Source organism: Salirhabdus sp. Marseille-P4669, assembly GCF_900240405.1.
Lineage (GTDB): Bacteria > Bacillota > Bacilli > Bacillales > Alkalibacillaceae > OEQK01.
On sequence record NZ_OEQK01000004.1, the window covers coordinates 208,483 to 229,099 of the forward strand.

20 protein-coding genes are annotated in these 20,617 nt (G+C 37.4%); 13 read left to right on the forward strand and 7 right to left on the reverse strand.

Annotation, left to right across the window (positions count from 1 at the left end; genetic code table 11):
* Positions 1–11: 11 nt before the first annotated feature.
* Genes C1A05_RS10015 through C1A05_RS10025 form a run of 3 tightly spaced genes read left to right on the forward strand, consistent with a single transcriptional unit; the run spans position 12 to position 2,621 of the window.
* Positions 12–1,220 (forward strand): Ger(x)C family spore germination protein, encoded by a 1,209-nt coding sequence (locus C1A05_RS10015; protein WP_102028084.1) that lies wholly within the window; start codon positions 12–14, stop codon positions 1,218–1,220.
* A gap of 3 nt (positions 1,221–1,223) precedes the next feature.
* A complete protein-coding gene (locus tag C1A05_RS10020) occupies positions 1,224–1,475 on the forward strand; it encodes a hypothetical protein (protein ID WP_102028085.1) in 252 nt (83 codons plus the stop codon).
* 36 nt (positions 1,476–1,511) lie between these two features.
* Entirely contained in the window at positions 1,512–2,621 is a 1,110-nt protein-coding gene (locus C1A05_RS10025; RefSeq protein ID WP_102028086.1) for a GerAB/ArcD/ProY family transporter, read from the forward strand.
* Positions 2,622–2,670: 49 nt separating this feature from the next.
* On the opposite strand, the gene C1A05_RS10030 is transcribed toward C1A05_RS10025, so the two are convergent.
* From C1A05_RS10030 to C1A05_RS10040, 3 genes are all read right to left on the reverse strand, one after another.
* Entirely contained in the window at positions 2,671–2,796 is a 126-nt protein-coding gene (locus C1A05_RS10030; RefSeq protein ID WP_102028087.1) for a YjcZ family sporulation protein, read from the reverse strand.
* Positions 2,797–2,859: 63 nt separating this feature from the next.
* Positions 2,860–2,949 carry a YjcZ family sporulation protein gene (locus C1A05_RS10035; protein ID WP_102028088.1) on the reverse strand — a complete coding sequence of 30 codons (90 nt, stop codon included), beginning with the start codon at positions 2,947–2,949 and terminating at the stop codon, positions 2,860–2,862.
* Between the two features lie 141 nt (positions 2,950–3,090).
* Positions 3,091–3,426, reverse strand: coding sequence for a hypothetical protein (locus C1A05_RS10040; protein WP_200816485.1), 336 nt, complete (start codon positions 3,424–3,426; stop codon positions 3,091–3,093).
* A 201-nt stretch (positions 3,427–3,627) separates the two neighbouring features.
* On the opposite strand from C1A05_RS10040, the gene C1A05_RS10045 reads away from it, so the two are divergent.
* Positions 3,628–4,110: a GNAT family N-acetyltransferase gene (locus tag C1A05_RS10045; protein ID WP_102028089.1), complete on the forward strand. Its 483-nt coding sequence runs from the start codon at positions 3,628–3,630 to the stop codon at positions 4,108–4,110.
* 73 nt (positions 4,111–4,183) lie between these two features.
* On the forward strand, positions 4,184–4,609 hold the full coding sequence (locus tag C1A05_RS10050; protein ID WP_102028090.1) for a DUF1801 domain-containing protein: 426 nt from the start codon (positions 4,184–4,186) through the stop codon (positions 4,607–4,609).
* Between the two features lie 225 nt (positions 4,610–4,834).
* Here the strand turns inward: C1A05_RS10050 and C1A05_RS10055 are convergent, their stop codons facing one another.
* The 4 genes from C1A05_RS10055 to C1A05_RS10070 form a co-directional block, all read right to left on the reverse strand.
* The gene (locus C1A05_RS10055) at positions 4,835–5,380 is read right to left on the reverse strand and encodes a GNAT family N-acetyltransferase (RefSeq protein ID WP_102028091.1); all 546 of its coding nucleotides are present in this window, start codon (positions 5,378–5,380) and stop codon (positions 4,835–4,837) included.
* Between the two features lie 245 nt (positions 5,381–5,625).
* Complete coding sequence (locus C1A05_RS10060) at positions 5,626–6,492, reverse strand: permease (protein ID WP_102028092.1); 867 nt, start codon at positions 6,490–6,492, stop codon at positions 5,626–5,628.
* A 166-nt stretch (positions 6,493–6,658) separates the two neighbouring features.
* On the reverse strand, positions 6,659–6,985 hold the full coding sequence (locus C1A05_RS10065; RefSeq protein ID WP_102028093.1) for an ArsR/SmtB family transcription factor: 327 nt from the start codon (positions 6,983–6,985) through the stop codon (positions 6,659–6,661).
* Positions 6,986–7,115: 130 nt separating this feature from the next.
* Positions 7,116–7,916 carry a MurR/RpiR family transcriptional regulator gene (locus C1A05_RS10070; RefSeq protein WP_102028094.1) on the reverse strand — a complete coding sequence of 267 codons (801 nt, stop codon included), beginning with the start codon at positions 7,914–7,916 and terminating at the stop codon, positions 7,116–7,118.
* Positions 7,917–8,078: 162 nt separating this feature from the next.
* Here C1A05_RS10070 and C1A05_RS10075 point away from each other — a divergent pair, with 162 nt between their 5' ends.
* The 8 genes from C1A05_RS10075 (at position 8,079) to mmsB (ending at position 20,510) form a co-directional block, all read left to right on the forward strand.
* Entirely contained in the window at positions 8,079–9,404 is a 1,326-nt protein-coding gene (locus C1A05_RS10075) for a 6-phospho-alpha-glucosidase (protein WP_102028095.1), read from the forward strand.
* Between the two features lie 128 nt (positions 9,405–9,532).
* Positions 9,533–11,599 (forward strand): glucose-specific PTS transporter subunit IIBC, encoded by a 2,067-nt coding sequence (gene ptsG, locus C1A05_RS10080; RefSeq protein WP_102028096.1) that lies wholly within the window; start codon positions 9,533–9,535, stop codon positions 11,597–11,599.
* Between the two features lie 341 nt (positions 11,600–11,940).
* Positions 11,941–13,608 carry a ribulokinase gene (locus C1A05_RS10085; RefSeq protein WP_102028097.1) on the forward strand — a complete coding sequence of 556 codons (1,668 nt, stop codon included), beginning with the start codon at positions 11,941–11,943 and terminating at the stop codon, positions 13,606–13,608.
* A 17-nt stretch (positions 13,609–13,625) separates the two neighbouring features.
* Positions 13,626–15,113: an L-arabinose isomerase gene (gene araA / locus C1A05_RS10090; RefSeq protein ID WP_102028098.1), complete on the forward strand. Its 1,488-nt coding sequence runs from the start codon at positions 13,626–13,628 to the stop codon at positions 15,111–15,113.
* Positions 15,114–15,260: 147 nt separating this feature from the next.
* A complete protein-coding gene (locus C1A05_RS10095) occupies positions 15,261–16,385 on the forward strand; it encodes a GntR family transcriptional regulator (protein WP_102028099.1) in 1,125 nt (374 codons plus the stop codon).
* Positions 16,386–16,665: 280 nt separating this feature from the next.
* On the forward strand, positions 16,666–17,736 hold the full coding sequence (chvE, locus tag C1A05_RS10100; RefSeq protein WP_102028100.1) for a multiple monosaccharide ABC transporter substrate-binding protein: 1,071 nt from the start codon (positions 16,666–16,668) through the stop codon (positions 17,734–17,736).
* A gap of 78 nt (positions 17,737–17,814) precedes the next feature.
* Positions 17,815–19,350: a multiple monosaccharide ABC transporter ATP-binding protein gene (gene mmsA, locus C1A05_RS10105; protein WP_102028101.1), complete on the forward strand. Its 1,536-nt coding sequence runs from the start codon at positions 17,815–17,817 to the stop codon at positions 19,348–19,350.
* Positions 19,351–19,352: 2 nt separating this feature from the next.
* A complete protein-coding gene (mmsB, locus tag C1A05_RS10110) occupies positions 19,353–20,510 on the forward strand; it encodes a multiple monosaccharide ABC transporter permease (protein WP_102028102.1) in 1,158 nt (385 codons plus the stop codon).
* Positions 20,511–20,617 lie beyond the last annotated feature (107 nt).

A 20,617-nucleotide genomic window follows, 5' to 3' on the forward strand; every position in this document is an offset into this window, starting at 1 on the left:
TGGTGTTCAATATGAGAAAAGTTCTATTTGTATGTTACAGTACCATTTTGCTATGTGTGTTAACTGGATGCTGGAGTTCAAGAGAGCTAACCGATTTAGCACTCACAACTGCCCTTGGTATTGATTATGAAGATGACCAATTTATAATAACAGCACAAGTCATTAATCCAGGAGAGGTAGCCGGGAAGACGCTAACTTCCCGAACTGCTACTTCTGTTTATACAGCAAAAGGGGACACCATGTTTGAAGCAATACGGAAATTAACCACTGTAGCACCTAGAAAGCTTTATTTTGCCCATATTCGCGTAGTAGTCTTTAGCGAAGAATTTGCTAGAGTGGGGATTGGGAGCTCTTTAGACTTTGTTTCACGGGATCATGAAATGCGAACGGACTTTTTATTTGCCATCGCTAAAGGTCAAAAAGCATCGGACGTATTAAAAATTTTAACTCCTCTTGAAAAAATATCCGCAAATAAAATTTATACAAGTATGGAAGCAGCGGAGCAGTCTTGGGCACCAACAAGAGTTGTTCAATTAGATGAGCTAATCACTTCCATTACGGCAAAGGGAAATAATGCTGTATTAACGGGCATACAAGTTATCGGCGACCCTGAAGCAGGCACCACTTTAAGCAATGTAGAAAGAGCTCAAAATAATGCAATCATTGAAACAAATACATTAGGAGTATTCAATAGTGATACCCTTGTTGGCTGGATGAACAATGAGGAAAGTAAAGGATTTAATTTTATAACGAACAATATCACTAATACTGTGGAGTGGGTAGACTGTGATAATGGAAAAATAACCTTTGAAATTATGAAAGCAAATACCAAGTCAGATACATCACTTGTAGGTGGTGTGCCAATTGCTCGGATTAATACGGATATGGAAGTGAATATAGCGGATGTAGATTGCTCTATTGATATAACGAATCAGAAAACAATCAAAACATTAGAAAAGAAATTAAATGAAAAAACAAAGCAAATCATGCAGGCGAGTATTGAAAAGGCACAAGAGTATCGTAGTGATATCTTTGGATTTGGAGAAACGTTACAAAAGAAAAATTATAAACAGTGGAAGCGTGTTGAAAAACGATGGAATGACCTTTTTCAAAATAAATTAGAGATTCAAGTAAATGTGAAATCCCAAATTCGATTAACAGGAACAACGATTGAACCATTCTATCAAATGATCGAAGATAAAAAGAATGAGGAAGGATAACCGATGATCAAAGTCTTAGGTGTATTAATCCTCGCTGTTATTATTTTTCTGTTGGATTATCGAACTATTAAAAACAGCAAGGAAAGAAGAGATAAGGTAGTCTATATCGTTACGTTTGGTATTGCTCTTGTTTTAAGTGTTTTATTTAGTTTAGATGTTAAGCTTCCTTATCCGTTAGATTGGATTAAGGAAGCTTATGAGCCAATGGTGGAGCCGTTTAATAATTTGCTTCGGGAAAGTAAATTGGATCATTAGTGCATATTGAATAGCCATGCGGAGGATGAGATAAGGATGATTGAAAAAGGGAAAATAAGTACACGTCAATTTACCATCTTAGTTTTTATGTTTTCTCTTGGCACCTCTGTTATAAGTCTTCCATCTCTTGTAGCTACATTTGCTCAAGAAAATGCATGGATTTCTCTCACTTTAACTTGTCTTTTAGGACTACTAATTGTCTACTTACTAATACGAGTAAGCAATATAGATCAGAAAAAGAATGTTTTTGAAATAATGGAGCGTGTTTTTGGCAAAAAAATTGGAAAAGGAATAACTAGTCTTTTTCTTATTTTTCTTATGTTTTTGACAGCAGCAAACATTTGGCAAATCGGAATGTTTATTACAACCCAAATTATGGTGGAAACGCCCATTCAAGTCTTTTCCTTATTATTTATCATAACGAGTTTAATTGGGGTGAAAATGGGATTGGAAGTCATCGGGCGTTCCAGTGAGGTATTTTTTCCATACGCATTTCTCTCTCTTATTATTATGATGATTTTAGTTTCACCTCAAATCGATTTTACAAACATCCAGCCTGTTTTACAGAAAAATGTAAGTGGAATTTTTTTATCCATTTTTCCTACTATGGCAACTCCGTTCTTTGAGCTATGTGTGCTTCTTGCCATTCTTCCATATGTTGAAAAAAGCAAAGAGGCTAGAAAATGCTTTTATATTGGTGTTGTATTTGCATCCATACTTCTAATTGCCATCACCTTTATGAGTTTAGCTGTTCTAGGGGTTGAATTTACCACTAGAAATCTCTTTCCTACTTATATATTAGGAAAGAAGATTAGCATTGCAGCGTTTTTAGAACGAATCGAGATATTGGTGGCAATTGCTTGGTTTTTTACAATATATTTTAAAATTACCATTAATTTTTATGTGTTATCCCTAGGACTAAGTCATTTATTTCAGCTTAAAACCCCGAAGGTTCTTTCCACTCCTATGTCGTTTATTCTTGTTGTTTTGGGGGCATATTTAGGACCTAATGTAATCCATTATGTAGAGTATATCTCCTATTATTGGGCACCTTTTACAGCAACATTTGGCTTGGTGTTACCAATTGTCATTCTCGTTATTAGTAAAATGAGAAAGGGAAATAAACAAAAAACATCCTCTACCTAAAAAGAGGTCGCGAACAGCTCGCGACCCCTTTTTTATTATTTTGATATTATTAACGACAGTATACGGTTGCACCGATAATGATTAGCAAAATGAACAATACTACAATTAACGCAAATCCGCCACCGTAGCCACCACCATGGCAACCACAGTCATATCCACCATATCCGTATCCCATAGGTTAACTCCTCCTTATTAAGAATAAATTCAACCTACGTGTTGTTTGATTTTACCTTATTTCTTAATATCCGTACCCAACACCAACGATGATTAATAAAATAAACAACACGACGATTAAAGCGAAACCTCCTGCATATCCATAACCTGACATATCATAACCCCTCCTTAACCTTAGGTAACAGCCTCTCAACCATTACCTATTCATAACCTATGAAAAAGGATAAATGTTGTATAGGCGAATGTTTAAATTAAGTCAAAAACCCTATAGATTTGGGGAAAAGCCTAATTCCCCTTAATCGTCACAGTCCATTCTGTAACCGCCGTATCCACCGTAACCATGGCCATATCCATGCCCATATCCATGACCGTAACCATGGCCGTAACCTGGACGAGGTCTTGGTCTTGGGCGTGGTCTTGGATATCCGTAACCATATCCGTATCCGTGTCCAAAGTATCCAGGATATCCATAACCATATCCGTAGCCTGGTCTTGGTCCAAAATAATTATCAAAGGCTGCGCCTGCAGCAGCTCCTGTTAAAAATGGTATGACTGCGCCACCAAATATTCTCTCCTCATCCTCCTCCATCATTGGAAGATGTGTAGGGAAATCTGAATAATTTTCGTGCATGCTAACACCTCCTAAGCAATTAATAAATAAGCACCCTGTGTTCAAAAAAGAAGAGATACAATCAAATTTTATCTCTAATCACAACCTATGTAAGTAGGGCATTTGTGTATAGGCTTATAACTAAAATTTGAAAAAATACTGAAATTTTTACCAAGACATATGGTAAAATGCAAATAATTCTAATAAGTAGGAGTGCCTGTGATGACAAATATAACCGTGCGACGTTCTCGTAAAGAAGATTTTCAAGCACTTATGGAAATCGATCAGTTCATTTGGAATGAAACGAATACACCTGCCGTAACCATTTTTGAAACGGTAGAGAAATATGAAAAGCATTTCCCTGAAGGTAGTCAATTTGTTGCCATTTCTAATGGGGAAATATGTGGTTATATAGGCTATAAATCTCCTATTCCGATCCCTTCGAATTCTCATGTAGTCGAAATTGATATGGGAGTTCATCCCGATTTCAAACGCCAAGGTGTAGGTACTGCTTTAATCGCTTTTGTAGAAAATTGGGCAAAGGAAAACAAAAAACGAAAGTTATCCTTACGTGTTCTCTCAACAAATCCAGGCGCCATTTCATTTTATCGAGCAAATGGTTTCAAGGAGCAAGGGAGATTGGTCGGGGAGTTCCTTATAAATGGTAAGCTGGTGGATGACATTCTAATGTACAAATTACTTTAGTAGACTATGAAATTAATTTACTATTTTCGGTATACTAGTAGTAAGAGAAAAAAATAGTAAGGAGATACAGCCTATGTATGAATTGAAAACGAAAGAGAACGACAATGATGTACTGGCGTTTATTGAAAATGTTGAGAATCCGAAGAAGCGAGAGGATGCCTACCAACTTCTAGATCTATTTACAGAAACAACAGGATATCCAGCAAAGATGTGGGGTACTAGTATCATTGGCTTTGGTTCCTATCATTACAAATATGCTTCTGGTCATGAAGGAGATGCTCCCTTAGTAGGCTTTTCTCCACGTAAGGCTAACTTTAGTCTTTATTTTGCTCCTGGTGATGAAGCACGTGAGGAATTATTAAGAGACTTTGGCAAACATAAGACAGGGAAAGCATGTGTATACATAAACAAAATCGCGGATATTGATGTAGATGTGTTAAAAAAGCTGATCCAACAATCGATAGAATTTTTACGTGAGACGTATAAGGAGTACAATTAATCGAAAAGAGGATTGGACAGATTGTTTCCCTGTTTTTGGATGGTGAGTCGAGAAGTAATTGGCTGATTAGGTGAGCAATTATACTTTATTGGGGAGTATTTGAAAGGCCTTTATTCGTAAATTTTTAAAGCCAGAATCGGAAACGTACTTTCCATTTCTGGCTTGTAATGAACTCGATTCATATCGTAAATGAAGGGCATTGAAGCGTATTTATCCAAATATAACTCAATCTCTTACCCAGTCTGGACGTAGTATCGACCAGACATACGTATTATTTGATTGACCATGCTGATAAATATAACCGCGCAATGTACCTTCTTTCGTGAAGTTTAATTTCTCTAGTAACCTCCAGGAAGGGGCGTTTTCAGGGAAGGTGACGGCACCAATTCGATACAAACCAAGTTCATGAAAAGCATAATTGATTACACGCTTCACGGCTTCTGACGTATAGCCTTTTCGCCAAAACGCTGGGTGAATTTCATAGCCAATTTCAGCACGCTTCATACGTGTTACTAAATTATTTAATCCAACAGTTCCAATAAATTGACCTGTTTCTTTTAATACAATACCAAAACGGATACCAAATCCTTGCCGATAGCTACGATCAAAGGATTCGATTATTTGTTGAGCTTGCTCAATGGAAGTAAGACTTTCCATACCATAGTATTTGGTCACTTCGTCATTAGACATAATATCAAATAATGCTTTTGTATATTGCTTATCAACCTTTACTAAACGAAGACGTTTTGTACTTAATGTAGGAAAATCCATTTCATTGCCTCCCCCTATTTGTCGAATATGTATGGACCGACTTATTTGTAAGAATATTTTAACATATTTAAGGGGAGGCAAATGAGTTTTTTAAGCTACTAGCAGCAAGTCACATTTTCAGAGCAACAAGCCTTTTCTTCTTCAACTTCTACAATTTGTATATCACAGCAGTTATCTTTACTCTTTTTATTACTTGTGAAAGGATTCCATTTCATCGGGTTCACCTCCTTTCAAATTGGTACCATTTAAATTAGGTAAAATAGAAATCCAGAAATAGATGCCATAGAGAATACAGAGAGAACGAAGAGTATAACTAGTTCCTTTTTAAAGATGGACTTCAGCATGACGACCTCTGGAAGACTAGCACCAGCCGAGCTAATAAGCAGTGCCATTACTGGTCCAAGAGCCATTCCTTTTGTCAGTAACACTTGAGAGATTGGAATCATACTAGATAGTCTTATGTATAATGGTATACCAAGGATTGCTGCAATCGGAACGAGCCAAATGCTTTCCTCGCCTAATGTGGCCGCAATCCACTCGGTTGGTACTAAATTCTTAATCCCAGCACCGATTAATGCACCAAGAAGCACAAATGGTAAAACCTCTTTCATCAGCGTAAAGGTTTCTTCCCAAGCGTTTTTTATACTGAATGCTTTCGCTTCTTCTTCCTCATTTTTCATGACTACTTTTTTAACGGATTTCTCAAAACCAAATGCTTCTAATGCTAATCCAATCACGATAGAAAGTATAGAAGTGATTGCGACATAAATGATCGTTACTTTCCAGCCTAAAACGACTCCCATAATGGTTAAAATGGTTGGATCGAGTACTGGAGAAGCAAAAAGAAATACCATTACGATTCCAAAAGGCATTTTCTTTTTTAGCATGTTCACGACTACTGGTATCGTAGAGCAAGAACAAAATGGAGTAATAAAAGCGAAAAATACAGCAATCCAAGATGCGAGAAATTTGTTCTTTGTTTTCAGGCTTTCTTCGATTCTTTCATATGGGATAAAGCTTTGTAAGATGCTAATAAGAAATGATATTCCAATAAATAAGACGATAAGTTCAAGTGCTAATAGGATAAAGCTGTGCACAAATTCTCCAAGCATTCCTTCTTCCACCTTTCTCATGAACAAGCGCAATTACAGGTTTTGTATTTAATTTTCAACCTATTACATCAAGAAAAATTGATATTTAGATCAAAAAAAATGGATGTTTTAGTTATAAGTTTACTGGGACAAGAGTACGATTCATGAAAACACCATTTATCTTCCATTAGTTCCCGCCTGGCCGAAATAGACAACAAAGCTCCTCTGAGAGTAAGTGATTTATTTCATTAACGTTGATTGAATAATAATTCCAAGTGCCGCGTTTTTCTTTCTTGATTAGCTCTGCATCTAATAGCATTTTTAAATGATATGACAGCTTTGATTGAGGCATATCTACAATAGGTTGCAGGTCACAAACACAGGCTTCTCCTTGTTTGGTTAAAACATTTAAAATTTGTAGACGTTTTTTATCGGCAATAGCTTTGAACTTCGCTTCATACTTATCTAGATCTCTTTCTAATGACAAATCAATAATGGGGAGTTCCTTTAACATGTTCGTACCTCCGTTTTATACATCAATATATTTTGATATTTAGAATATATGCCAAACATTTCCTGTTGTCAACAGGAAACATCAAAAAAATTTGATTTAATGAAAGAGAGAGAGGGGAAACTTCCACTCTCTATAGGGAATTTAAGTAATACGAGTACACTAAATAAATAGAATTGAGCACACTTAACATATTGATTTCTTCAATAATAGGTGATTTATAGGTTTGAAATTTGCGTTCACTTACGAGTAGAATTTTTTCTGCGCTTTTGGCTAAGAAGGATTCCTTGTCTCCAGTTATGGCGATGATGGGAATTTGTTGTTGAATTAATATTTTGACTAAATTTCGTATAAAACGTGTTTCCCCAGAAAAGGAAAATACGACTGCAAGATCCTGGGAAGTAAGGTTTTCAGCTTCTGTAATTTGATTTTCATGATTGCTATAGGCGCTACTATATTTCCCTAGCCGCATAAACTTAAACTGCGCATTACGAGCAAGTACATGGGAAAACGTTACTCCGAAAAATGCGACCTTTTGGGCGACGTGTATTCGATGAACAACTTCTAGTATGTCTTTCGAATGTAATTTTTCTTTTGTTTCCTGTAACGAATTTTGCAGCTCCTCATAATACAACTCAATTTGACTTAAATTGATTTTCGACTCTAACTTCTCAAAATCTACTTCTGTATCATTAAATTCAATATACGTCCGTGCATATTCCTTAAGTTCTTTAAATGTAATATCCTCAAACTTCCGACAAAAACGGGTGATCGTGGCGGGGGAAGTGTGACATTCCTCCGCTAATTCATAAATGGACATCTCGGGTATTTTATGAACATTCCTTAAAATATACTCCGCAATGACAATTTCTGATTTCGTGTGATCGGTAGAAGACTCGATGAAATTTAATAGCTTTGCGATGAAGTTGTACATCTTTTATGCTCCTCAAGTAAAACAAATTAGTATAAGTCTATTATAATCGAAATGAAAAAAATTTCATAAAATGAAACTTTTCTGATATGTAAGCGATTCCTTGTTATGATGTGTTTGTAAGCGATGACAAACAATCAATTACAACTTAGGAGATGAAATAATATGAAAAAATTTAATGTAACAATCGTTGGTGGCGGAAGTACTTGGACACCAGGATTACTAAAAGGATTATGTGCAAGACAAGATACATTCCCAATTGACAAATTAGTCATGATCGATGTAGACGAGGAACGTCAAGCAACTATTGGGGAATTTGCTAAAATACTATTTAAAGAAGAATATCCTGATGTTAATTTCAGTTATACAACCGATAAAAGTGAAGCATTCCGTGAAGATGTGGATTTCGTATTTTGTCAAATGCGTACAGGCGGATATGCAATGCGTGAGAAGGATGAAAAAATTCCATTGAGCTTAGGTGTTATCGGTCAAGAAACTTGTGGACCAGGTGGATTTGCATATGGTATGCGTTCTATTCGTGATATGGTTCAATTAGTAGAGGATGTTCGAGCAGTTGCACCAAATGCTTGGATTTTAAACTATACAAACCCAGCAGCAATCGTAGCAGATGCACTATCTCGACTCTATCCAGAAGATAAGCGAATCCTAAACATCTGTGACCAACCGGAAAACTTACTACGCTCTTATGGAAGACTATTAGACATGAGCCCAAGAGATTTCGACCCTGTATACTTTGGACTAAATCACTTCGGTTGGTTTACACACCTTTATGATAAAGAAGGGCATGACTTACTCCCTAAATTAAGAGAGATGATTTTAGAAGGCGGATTCCGTCCAGCTGACTATGAGCAAAGAGATAAATCATGGTTGGAAACATATGCAATGGTAGAGCAAATGGTACGAGACTTCCCAGACTACCTACCAAACACATATTTACAGTATTATCTCTATCCAGATAAAGTATTGAAAAAGCTAAACCCTGAATTTACTCGTGCAAACGAAGTAATGGCAGGTCGTGAAAAACGCGTATTTGAAGAATGTAACCGAATTATTGAAAATGGAACGGCAAAGGATTCTCACGTTGTGCATAACGACGCTCATGGTGAATTCATCATTATTGTAGCGGAATCTATTGCTTACAATAAAGGCGATAACTTTGTTGTTATCTTAAAGAACGACGGAATTGTGGAAAACCTACCAAACGATGCAATGGTGGAAGTTGCAGCAAGCTTAACAGCTAATGGTCCTAGACCTTATGCAGTTGGTGAAATCCCAACTTTCTACAAAGGCTTAATTGAAGGACAATTTGCTTACGAAAAGCTAACTTCAGAAGCTTATATTGAAGGATCTTATACGAAAGCACTTCAAGCCCTTACATTAAACCGTACAGTAGTATCTGCTCTAAAAGCGAGAGAAGTACTAGATGCATTAATCGAAGCAAACAAAGGCTACTGGCCAGAACTCAACTAATTATACATGGAATAAATTCATGAAATTTCTTTAAAGTGGAGAGGGGTTTATCTTCTCTCTGCTTTAAAAATCACAAATAAGAATTCGCTTTCATAACTGCTATGAGAAGACGGAAGGGAGAGTTAATTATGAAAAAAATATTTAATTTTGACTTTTTCCAGCGTATTGGGAAAACGTTCATGGTAGTTATTGCATTGTTACCAGCTGCAGGACTTCTGCTAGGATTAGGTACAACATTGCAATCTCCATATTTAATGGATTACCTACCGTTTTTAGAAAACGACATCTGGCAAGGACTTGCATCACTATTAAAAGGAGCAGGTAATGCCATTTTTGGAAACCTAGGAGTATTATTTGCTATTGGTATTGCTGGTAGCTGGTCTGGTGGGAAGGCCGCTGCTGCTTTATCGGCATTAGTTGGTTACTTAGTAATGCACACGGTAATCGGTACGGTTCTAGGTATTACTGCGGAAAACGTATCAGAAGCAGGATATGGTTTGGAGCTAGGAATTCCTACCTTACAAATTGGTGTTTTCGGCGGTATCGTAATGGGGTTTGTTGCAGCAAACCTTTATAAGAAATATCACGACATCAAAATGCCAGAAGTATTATCCTTCTTTGGGGGATCACGCTTCGTTCCAATTGTAACAGCAGGTTGGTCCATTGTTATCGCACTTATCTTCTCGTTCGTATGGCCGTTTGTGCAGGATGGAATTTTCGCATTAGGTACAGCGTTATCTGGTGAGGATACACCACCATTTTATATGTTCTTATATGGAGTAGTAGAGCGTGCATTGATTCCTTTTGGATTACATCACATTTTCTACATTCCAATTCGTTTCTCTGAAGTAGGCGGTATGTATACTACTCTTGCTGGAACAGTAGTTTCTGGGGATACGGCAATGTATATGGCGCAGCTTGCAGACAAACAAATTAACGATGCAGTTGAAATTACAGCAGGACGCTTTATGGCAGGTAAATTCCCATTCATTTTATTCGGATTACCAGCTGTAGCTTTCGCAATGTATCGTATGGCTAAGCCAGAGCACAAAAAGGCAGTTGCAGGTTTACTATTTACAGCAGCAGGTACAGCATTCTTAACTGGTATAACAGAACCAATTGAATTTACGTTCTTATTCGTAGCACCATTATTGTATGTTTTCCACACATTGATGGCAGGTCTGTCCTTCATGCTTATGTATATTTTGGATGTGAACATCGGTTATGCAGGTGGATCTGGATTTATCGACTTTACTCTATTCGGAATCTTACCTGGTGTAGGCGAGCCATGGTGGTATGTACCAATTGTAGGTATTTTCATGGCTGTTGTGTATTACTTCGTATTCACATGGGCAATCGGCAAATTTAACTTACTCACTCCAGGTCGTGGAGATGAAGATTCAAACCGTCTGATTACAAAAGATGAATACCAACAAAAAGCTGGTATAAAAGGCGGAGATAAAAATCAAAAAGCACTTGATGTATTAGCAGCACTAGGCGGAAAAGCAAACATTAAATCTTTAGATGCATGTATCACTCGTCTACGTGTAGGTGTTAACAACAAAGGGCAAGTAAATAAGGACAAGCTGAAGGCACTTGGTGCAAATGGAGTCCTTGAAGTTGGTAACGGTGTCCAAGCAATATTTGGACCAACATCTGACGTATTACGTGGTCAAATTCAAGATATTATGGACAGTGGTGGCGACTCTGTGCCAACAGAAGTAGCAAGCGCTACTGAAAATACAACACTAGTAGCACCATTATCTGGACAAGCAGTAGCACTTGAGGAAGTGCCAGATCAAGTGTTTTCTGAAAAAATGATGGGGGACGGTATCGCAATTATTCCAACTGACGGAAAACTCGTCTCCCCAATTGATGGAGAAGTTGTAACCGTATTCCCAACAAAACATGCGATTACCTTAAAGTCAACGGAAGGTGTAGAACTTCTCATTCATATGGGATTAGACACCGTTCAATTAAAAGGGGAAGGCTTTGACATTAAAGTTCAAGATGGACAAAAGATTAAAAAAGGAGATCAATTAGCGAACTTTGATCTTACGAAGGTGCAAGAAGCAGGCTATAACATAATCACTCCAATCATTATTGCGAATGGGGATCAGTTCAAAATTACAGAAGCGAAGACAGGTGCTGATGTGGTAGCTGGTCAGGATGCAGTAATTGAGGTAAGTAAATAATAAGAAAAGCTCCTATCCATTAATTATAGTGGATAGGAGTTTTTTTGTGTCTACTGACGGTATGGTTGAAGGAACCGTTAGCTGTAATCAACAAAAGTACCTAATGAAAGGATCGTAATATAAAATAAATAAATTCATCTTGCATGTACGTACAAATTATATTAATATGAATTTAAATCACACTTGTTATGCGTACATGATAAAAAATCTCACCATATCAATTTACAACCACTAGGAATTATTTTTTTACACGCTTATGAAAGCGGTATCAAAAAAAGTGGTAGGCAAGTGGTGAAAAAATTATTATATCTACTAATTTATAGGTTAGGGGGAGAGGGTGTATGACGAAATATACAATTGGTGTGGATTATGGTACAGAGTCTGGCCGTGCTGTATTAGTTTCTTTGGCAGATGGAAAAGAAATTGCGAACCATGTAACACCATATAAGCACGGAGTTCTGGATGAGCAATTACCGTATTCCAACGTTAAGCTCGGATTTGAATGGGCATTACAGCATCCACAAGATTATGTGGAGGTTTTAGCAAATTCTATTCCTGAGGTCATCAAACAGTCAGGCGTAGACAAAGAGGACATCATCGGTTTAGGTATTGATTTTACTGCTTGCACAATGCTTCCAATAGATGGAAATGGAGAACCTCTTTGTTTCCATTCAAAATACATAGAAAATCCGCATAGCTGGGTAAAGCTGTGGAAGCACCACGCTGCACAAGAGGAAGCAAACCAATTAAATGCAATTGCAGAAAAAATGGGAGAAAGCTTTTTACCTAGGTATGGAGGGAAAATCTCTTCCGAATGGATGATTGCAAAAGTTTGGCAAATTTTAAATGAAGCACCGGAAATATATGAAGCAACGGATCAATTTGTGGAGGCAACCGATTGGGTCATTTCAAGGCTAACTGGTAATCTAGTTCGGAATAGTTGTACGGCTGGGTATAAAGCTATTTGGCATAAGCAAGATGGTTATCCTAGTAAAGCATTTTTCAAAGCATTAGACCCTAGATTAGAAAATGTAGTGGAGACGAAGCTTCGTGGGGAAGTTGTCCCTTTAGGTAGTAAAGCAGGAACACTAACACCAGAGATGGCTAGCCTTACAGGTTTAAATGAAGGGATTGCCATTGCGGTTGGAAATGTAGATGCACATGCTGCTGTTCCGGCAATGGGAGTGACAGAGCCAGGTAAGCTTGTCATGGCAATGGGGACATCGATTTGTCATATGGTCCTAGGAAATGAAGAAAGATTAGTAGAAGGTATGTGTGGTGTTGTAGAGGACGGGATTATACCAGGATTTTACGGCTATGAAGCGGGTCAGTCCGCGGTAGGAGATATTTTTGCTTGGTATGTGAATCAAGGAGTGCCTGAATATGTGCATAAAGCTGCAGCGGACGAAGGGATATCGGTGCATGAATGGTTAGAAAACAGCGCAGCTACCTATGAACCAGGGGAAACTGGTTTGCTTGCATTGGACTGGTGGAATGGAAATCGATCGATTTTAGTAGATACAGATCTAAGTGGCGTGTTACTCGGTATGTCGCTTCAAACAAAGCCAGAGGAAATATATCGAGCATTGCTAGAATCAACAGCATTTGGAACTCGAAAGATTATAGAAGCCTTCCATTTCAACGGGGTTGAAATTCATGAGCTTTATGCTTGTGGAGGATTGCCACATAAAAACAAACTGTTAATGCAAATTTATGCGGATGTCACGAACCGAAAAATCAAAATCGCAGACTCCATACATACTCCTGCAGTAGGAGCGGCCATGTTTGGTGCAGTTGCAGCAGGGAAGGATAACGGTGGGTACGACGATATTATCGAGTCCGCTAAAAGGATGGCGAGGATTAAAGAAGAAGTAATTGTGCCAATACCAGAAAACGTTAAGATTTATGAATTGTTATATCAAGAGTATTCCACTTTACACGATTATTTTGGACGTGGTGAGAACGATGTCATGAAGCGGCTAAGAGCTATACGTACAAATAAAAAATAAATAATGGGGGAGTAAAGATGTTAAAGTTGAGGCCATATGAATTTTGGTTTGTAACAGGTAGTCAATACTTGTATGGAGATGAGGCACTGAATCAAGTAGAAGAACATTCACAAGTAATGGTCAACACGTTGAATAAGGATGGAAATTTTCCGTTTCCCATTCAATTTAAGAAGGTATTAACAAATGCAGAAGATATTCATCGGTTAATGCTCGAGGCAAATTATGATGAAAATTGTGCTGGGATTATTACTTGGATGCACACCTTTTCCCCTGCAAAAATGTGGATAGCTGGGTTAAAGGCATTAACAAAGCCACTTTTACATTTACATACGCAATATAATCGCGATATTCCATGGAAGGACATCGATATGGATTTCATGAATCTAAATCAATCCGCACATGGAGATCGTGAATATGGATTTATTACTACTAGATTAGATATTGCTAGAAAAGTAGTGGTTGGTCACTATGAAAATAAAGATGTCACCAATAAAATTGCTAACTGGATGCAAACAGCAGTTGCGATTGTAGAAGGTCCAAATATTCGTGTAGCACGATTTGGTGATAATATGCGAAATGTAGCAGTTACGGATGGGGACAAGGTAGAAGCACAAATAAAGTTTGGTTGGACAGTTGATTACTATGGTATCGGTGATTTAGTAGAAGAAATGAAAAATATCAAAGCGGAAGAGGTAACGAATCTTTTCCGTGAATATGAGGAACTCTATGAATTACCGAAAGAAGCGAAGGAACAAGGCCCAGTTCGAGATGCCATCTTGGAACAAGCACGTATCGAGCTTGGACTAAAAGTCTTTTTAAACAAGCATCGTTACAATGCCTTTACTACTAATTTCGAGGACCTACATGGAATGAAGCAGCTTCCTGGTCTAGCCGCTCAAAGACTTATGGCAGAGGGGTATGGATTTGCAGGAGAAGGGGATTGGCGAACGGCTGCCCTACTTCGGATGGTAAAAATAATGACCAATAATAAGAATACCTCTTTTATGGAGGACTATACGTATCATTTCGAGCCAGGTAATGAAATGATATTAGGCTCTCACATGCTAGAAATTTGTCCAACTGTTGCGGTAAACAAACCAAAAATTGTCGTGAATCCACTTGATATTGGTGGGAAAGAGGCTCCTGCACGACTCGTCTTTGATGGAAAAGGTGGGGACGCAGTAGTAGCATCCCTTGTAGAGCTTGGTGGAAGATATCGTCTTGTAGTGAATAAAGTCCAGGCAGTGGAACCATTTGAAGAAACCCCGAAATTACCAGTAGCGAAAGTATTATGGAAGCCTGAACCAAACTTAAGTGAAGCAACAGAGTCATGGATATATGCTGGTGGCGCGCATCACACCGTATTTTCACTGCAAGCTTCTGTAGAGCAACTATTGGATTTTGCGAATATGACGAAAATAGAATGCGTTCTAATCGATGAAGAGACAAATCCAGTAAAATTAAGGCAAGATCTAAGTATTAGTGAAGTTGTATGGAATAAGTAATAAGTGCGCAGGGCTATCGGGTTCCAATAGCTCTGCTTTTTTCATCAAGAGGCTTCGTATACATATTAAATCCAAAGGTATTATGGTATCATATAACTTATACGAATAAGTTCAATGCGAATAGAAAATGAGTCGAGGTGTCTACTTTTGGAAACGAAATATAGTAAAGTAAAACAAGCAATTAAATCAAGAATTCTAGACGGAACCTATATTCCAAATCAAAAGATACATTCCGAAAGCGATTTAATGAAAGAGTTTGGGGTTAGTCGACACACAGTTAGACTCGCTATTGGAGATTTAGTGACGAAGGGTTGGTTGTACCGCGAACAAGGCTCTGGTACATTTTGTGCAGATCGGACCAAGCTCAATCAGGGGAACAACAACCAGAAAAATATAGCGATTGTCACTACTTTTATATCGGACTATATTTTTCCTTCTATCATTAGAGGCGCAGAATCACGCTTAAGTGAGGAAGGATACCAAGTCAGTATTTTTAGCACCAATAACGATCAAGATAAGGAACGAGAAATACTAGAAAAAATCCTATCCCAATCTTTTGACGGAATCATCGTAGAACCAACAAAGAGTGCCTATTCCAATCCAAATATTAGCTACTATTTAAACCTTGAAAATCGTGGGCTACCTTACATTATGATAAACGCATACTATGATGAATTAGAGCCAATTAGCATTATTATGGATGATGAAATGGGAGGCTTTCTACAAGCGGAGCACTTAATTGAATTAGGTCATACGAATATATTAGGATGCTTTAAAACCGATGATGCGCAAGGAACAAGGCGAATGAAGGGCTTTTTAAAAGCACACCGAAAATACGGTATTCCACTAAATCCGAAAAACATTATTACGTACAGCACAGAAAATAAAAAAACAAAGCCGATTGAAGAAATCGAAAAGGTCATTACAGATAAAAACAACCAAACAACGGGCCTTGTAGCATACAATGACGAGTTAGTAATAGAGGTATTAAAGGTATTGAGAAATCGCAATATAAAAGTCCCTGATGATTTATCGATTGTGGGATATGATGATTCGCTGTTAGCCGAAGTATCTGAGGTAAAATTAACAACAATTAAACACCCGAAAAGTGAAATGGGGAAGGCTGCTGCGGAAACCATCATTGAACTCATTAAGCTTAATACGAGCAGTAGTAATGTGGATTCATCCAATAAACATTCCATTTTGTATAAACCGGAACTAGTTGTTCGGAATTCTACTAAAGATGTAAACATTGTGAATATACCCTTGTAACAATAAGCCATCTTGCTAAGAGATGGCTTATTTTATAATAAATTTTTACAATTACAAAAATTCTATATTGCCATGCATAATGTTTTATTTTATAATAAATGTACGTACAAGATAAGTTTGCTTTATGGCTTTATTGTACGAACAAATTTAAGTGGTTAGTTACGAGTACATATGTATGAAATCTATTATTCTATCCAATTATGAAAGCGCTATCCATAGAACAATCTTCCGTGTAACTAATCCAAACTACTCATTTCATAAAAAATAAGGGGGAGAAGGAATGAAGAAAGCGTTTAGTGTTTTACTTATTTTGCTTCTGACATTTATAGCAGCTTGTAGTAATAGTGCAGGTGGCGATGGGGACGAGAAAACAGTTGGTATTGCGATGCCTACGAAGTCCTCAGAAAGATGGGTTAAAGATGGAGAGAATATGAAGAAAGAGTTTGAAAAGCTAGGTTATAAAGTAGATCTACAATATGCAGAAGATGTTGTAGAAAACCAATTATCGCAAATTGAAAACATGATCACAAAAGGTGCAGATATTCTAGTTATCGCTTCAATTGATGGGGAAGCATTAACAGATGTATTAGAGCAAGCAAAGAATCAGGATATTCCTGTAATCGCTTACGACCGCTTAATCATGAATAGTGATCACGTAAGTTATTATGCAACATTTGATAATTTCCAGGTAGGTGTACTACAAGGACAATACATAATAGATAAACTTGGTTTAGAAAATGGCGAAGGACCATTTAATATCGAATTATTCGCAGGTTCACCAGATGATAACAACGCATACTTCTTCTGGGATGGGGCAATGTCTGTAATACAGCCTTATATCGACAGTGGAGATCTAGTTGTTCAAAGTGGTCAAACAGAATTTGATCAAGGTGCTACATTAAGATGGGATGGCGCTAAAGCGCAAGAGCGGATGGATAACTTATTAAGTGCACACTATTCTAGCGAAAGAGTAGATGTTGTATATTCACCATTTGATGGTATTAGTAGAGGGGTAATCTCATCTCTTAAGGCAGTTGGATACGGATCGGATTCTAACCCGATGCCAATTGTAACAGGTCAAGATGCTGAGCTTGCTTCCATCAAATCCATTATTGCTGGTGAGCAAACACAAACGATTTTTAAAGATACGAGAGAACTAGCAAAGAAAGCCGTTGAGATGGCAGATTCTATCCTAAAAGATGAAGAGCCAGAAGTTAATGATACTTCTACTTATGACAATGGAAAGAAAGTTGTTCCATCTTATCTATTGGAACCGGTTTCAGTGGATATTGACAACTATAAAGAGGTATTAGTGGATACAGGGTATTACACAGAAGAAGAACTACAGTAATAAAAAAGCTAAGATGATTTAGCAGCATGATTGATTGTTGCTAAATCATCTATCTCTATTTTCGGGAGGTGTGAAGTGATGACGAAGACGATTTTGGAGATGGACAATATTACGAAGACATTTCCTGGAGTGAAGGCATTAAATGATGTAAATCTGAAGGTGCGACAAGGAGAAATCCATGCGCTTATTGGTGAAAATGGTGCTGGTAAGTCTACTTTAATGAAAGTATTAAGTGGTGTTCATCCTTTTGGAACATATGATGGGAAAATTTTATATGAAGGAGACATTTGTGAATTTAAAACAATAAATGATAGTGAAAACAAAAGAATTGTTATTATTCACCAAGAGCTAGCTCTTATACCGGAACTATCCATTGCAGAAAATATCTTTTTAGGAAATGAACGAGCGAAAAAAGGCATTATTAATTGGAACGAAACAATTGTGGAAACGAGAGAACTGCTAAAAAAGGTTGGACTACATGTGGATCCACAAGAAACGGTAAAAAATATCGGTGTCGGTCAGCAGCAATTAGTAGAAATTGCGAAGGCATTATCGAAGCAGGTAAAATTGTTAATTTTAGATGAGCCAACTGCTGCACTTAACGAAGACGACAGTGAAAACTTACTTAATTTGTTATTAGAGTTCAAAAAACAAGGGATGACAGCGATCCTTATTTCTCATAAATTGAAGGAGCTGTTTAAGGTTTCCGATACCATTACGGTGTTGCGTGATGGACAGACAATCGCAACGTATCCTTTAAAGGAAAATAAAGTGTCAGAAGCACAAATTATAAAAGATATGGTAGGAAGAGATTTAACGAATTTATTTCCAGAGCGATATCCAAACATAAAAGAAAATGTTGTGTTTGAAGTCAAGGACTGGAATGTTTATCATCCATTAGATAAAGAACGTCAAATATTACATAACATCAACCTGAATGTGAAAGAAGGCGAAATCATTGGTATCGCTGGCTTAATGGGAGCGGGACGAACAGAGTTGGCGATGAGTGTGTTTGGTAGGTCTTATGGTAAGAAAATAACTGGTCAGCTATTTAAAAATGGGAAAGAAATTGTCTTTAAAAACGTAAACGACGCCATTAAAAATGGGATTGCTTACGTTTCTGAGAATCGAAAAGAATATGGGTTAATTTTAATAGATAGTGTGAAAAAGAATCTGACGCTAGCGAATTTGAAAAAAATATCGAATCGAAATGTATTGAATGCAAGTAAAGAAGCGAACATTTCAGAGGCTTTAAAGGAACAAATGAATATTAAAACACCAAGTGTGGAGCAGCAAACCGTTAACCTTAGTGGTGGTAATCAACAAAAGGTCGTTCTTGGAAAGTGGATTTTTGCGGAACCAGATATTCTTATTCTCGATGAACCAACTCGTGGAATCGATGTAGGGGCAAAGTTTGAAATCTATAAGATTATTAACGAACTTGCGGAAAAAGGGAAGAGTATTATTATGATTTCATCGGAGCTTCCGGAATTAATAGGTATGTGTGATCGAATCTATACGCTTTCGGAAGGTAGAATTACTGGTGAAATTCAGAAGGATGAGGCAAACCAAGAAACGTTAATGACACATATGACTCAGAGTTGGAGGTCGTAAAAATGAGTGGACTGAAAGAAATTATTTCAAATAATATTAGACGCTTTGGTATGATTATTGCTTTAGCTGGTATTGTTATTCTATTTCAGATTTTAACAAATGGCATATTATTAACACCATTAAACGTGACAAACATCATCATGCAAAATAGTTACATTATTATTCTAGCAATTGGTATGATGCTTGTTATTATTACTGGTGAAATAGACTTATCTGTAGGTTCCATTGCAGCCTTTATCGGTGCTGTTGCTGGAGTCTTGTTAGTAAATTGGGACTTGCCTGTACTATTAGCGATTGTATTATGTCTAGGTATAGGTGCACTTATTGGAGCATGGCAAGGATTTTGGGTAGCCTATGTGAACATTCCAGCATTTATCGTTACCCTTGCTGGGATGTTGGTTTTCCGTGGCTTGACTTTAATCGTTTTACAGGGACAAACGATAGCTCCGTTCCCGGATGGATTTAGAAGCATGAGCTCTGCCTTCTTACCAGATCCTCTAAATGGTGCAGACCTTCATTTAACATCCCTAATCGTTGGTGGAGTATTCTCCCTAATTTATATTTTAGCGGAACTAAAAATGCGAAGAACGGATGTAAAGTATAATTTCTCAACAATCTCTTTTCCGCTCTTTGTCCTAAAATTATTTTTCGTAGTCGTATTAATTAATGTGTTTACATATGTACTTGCACTTTATGCAGGTTTACCAATCGTGTTATTGATTTTACTCGTTTTAATTATCGGATACACATTTGTGATGAATAAGACGGTAGTCGGGAGACACATTTATTCCGTTGGTGGCAACGAGAACGCTGCTAAGCTCTCTGGTGTAAAAACGAAAAAAATGAAGTTCTGGGTATTTGTCAACATGGGAGCGTTGGCTGCGTTAAGTGGTTTGATCTTTGCCGGACGCTTGAATGCTGCAACCCCACAAGCAGGAAACTTATTTGAGTTAGATGCCATCGCAGCCGCTGTAATCGGAGGAGCATCCTTCACTGGTGGTGTCGGTACTGTATTTGGAGCAGTTATCGGTGCGTTAGTAATGGGTGTCTTAAATAACGGTATGTCCTTAATGGGAATAGGAATCGATTGGCAACAAGCAATTAAAGGTTTGGTTTTACTTGCGGCAGTAGCATTTGATGTGTTGAATAAGAATAAGTAGTTCTGCTCACCGTGCCGCGAGTAAAGTGGCAATTTCGACGAGTAAGTAGCCAAGATAGAAGAATATATGTTAATTATAGACGAGTATTTTTATAGACCAATTAATTT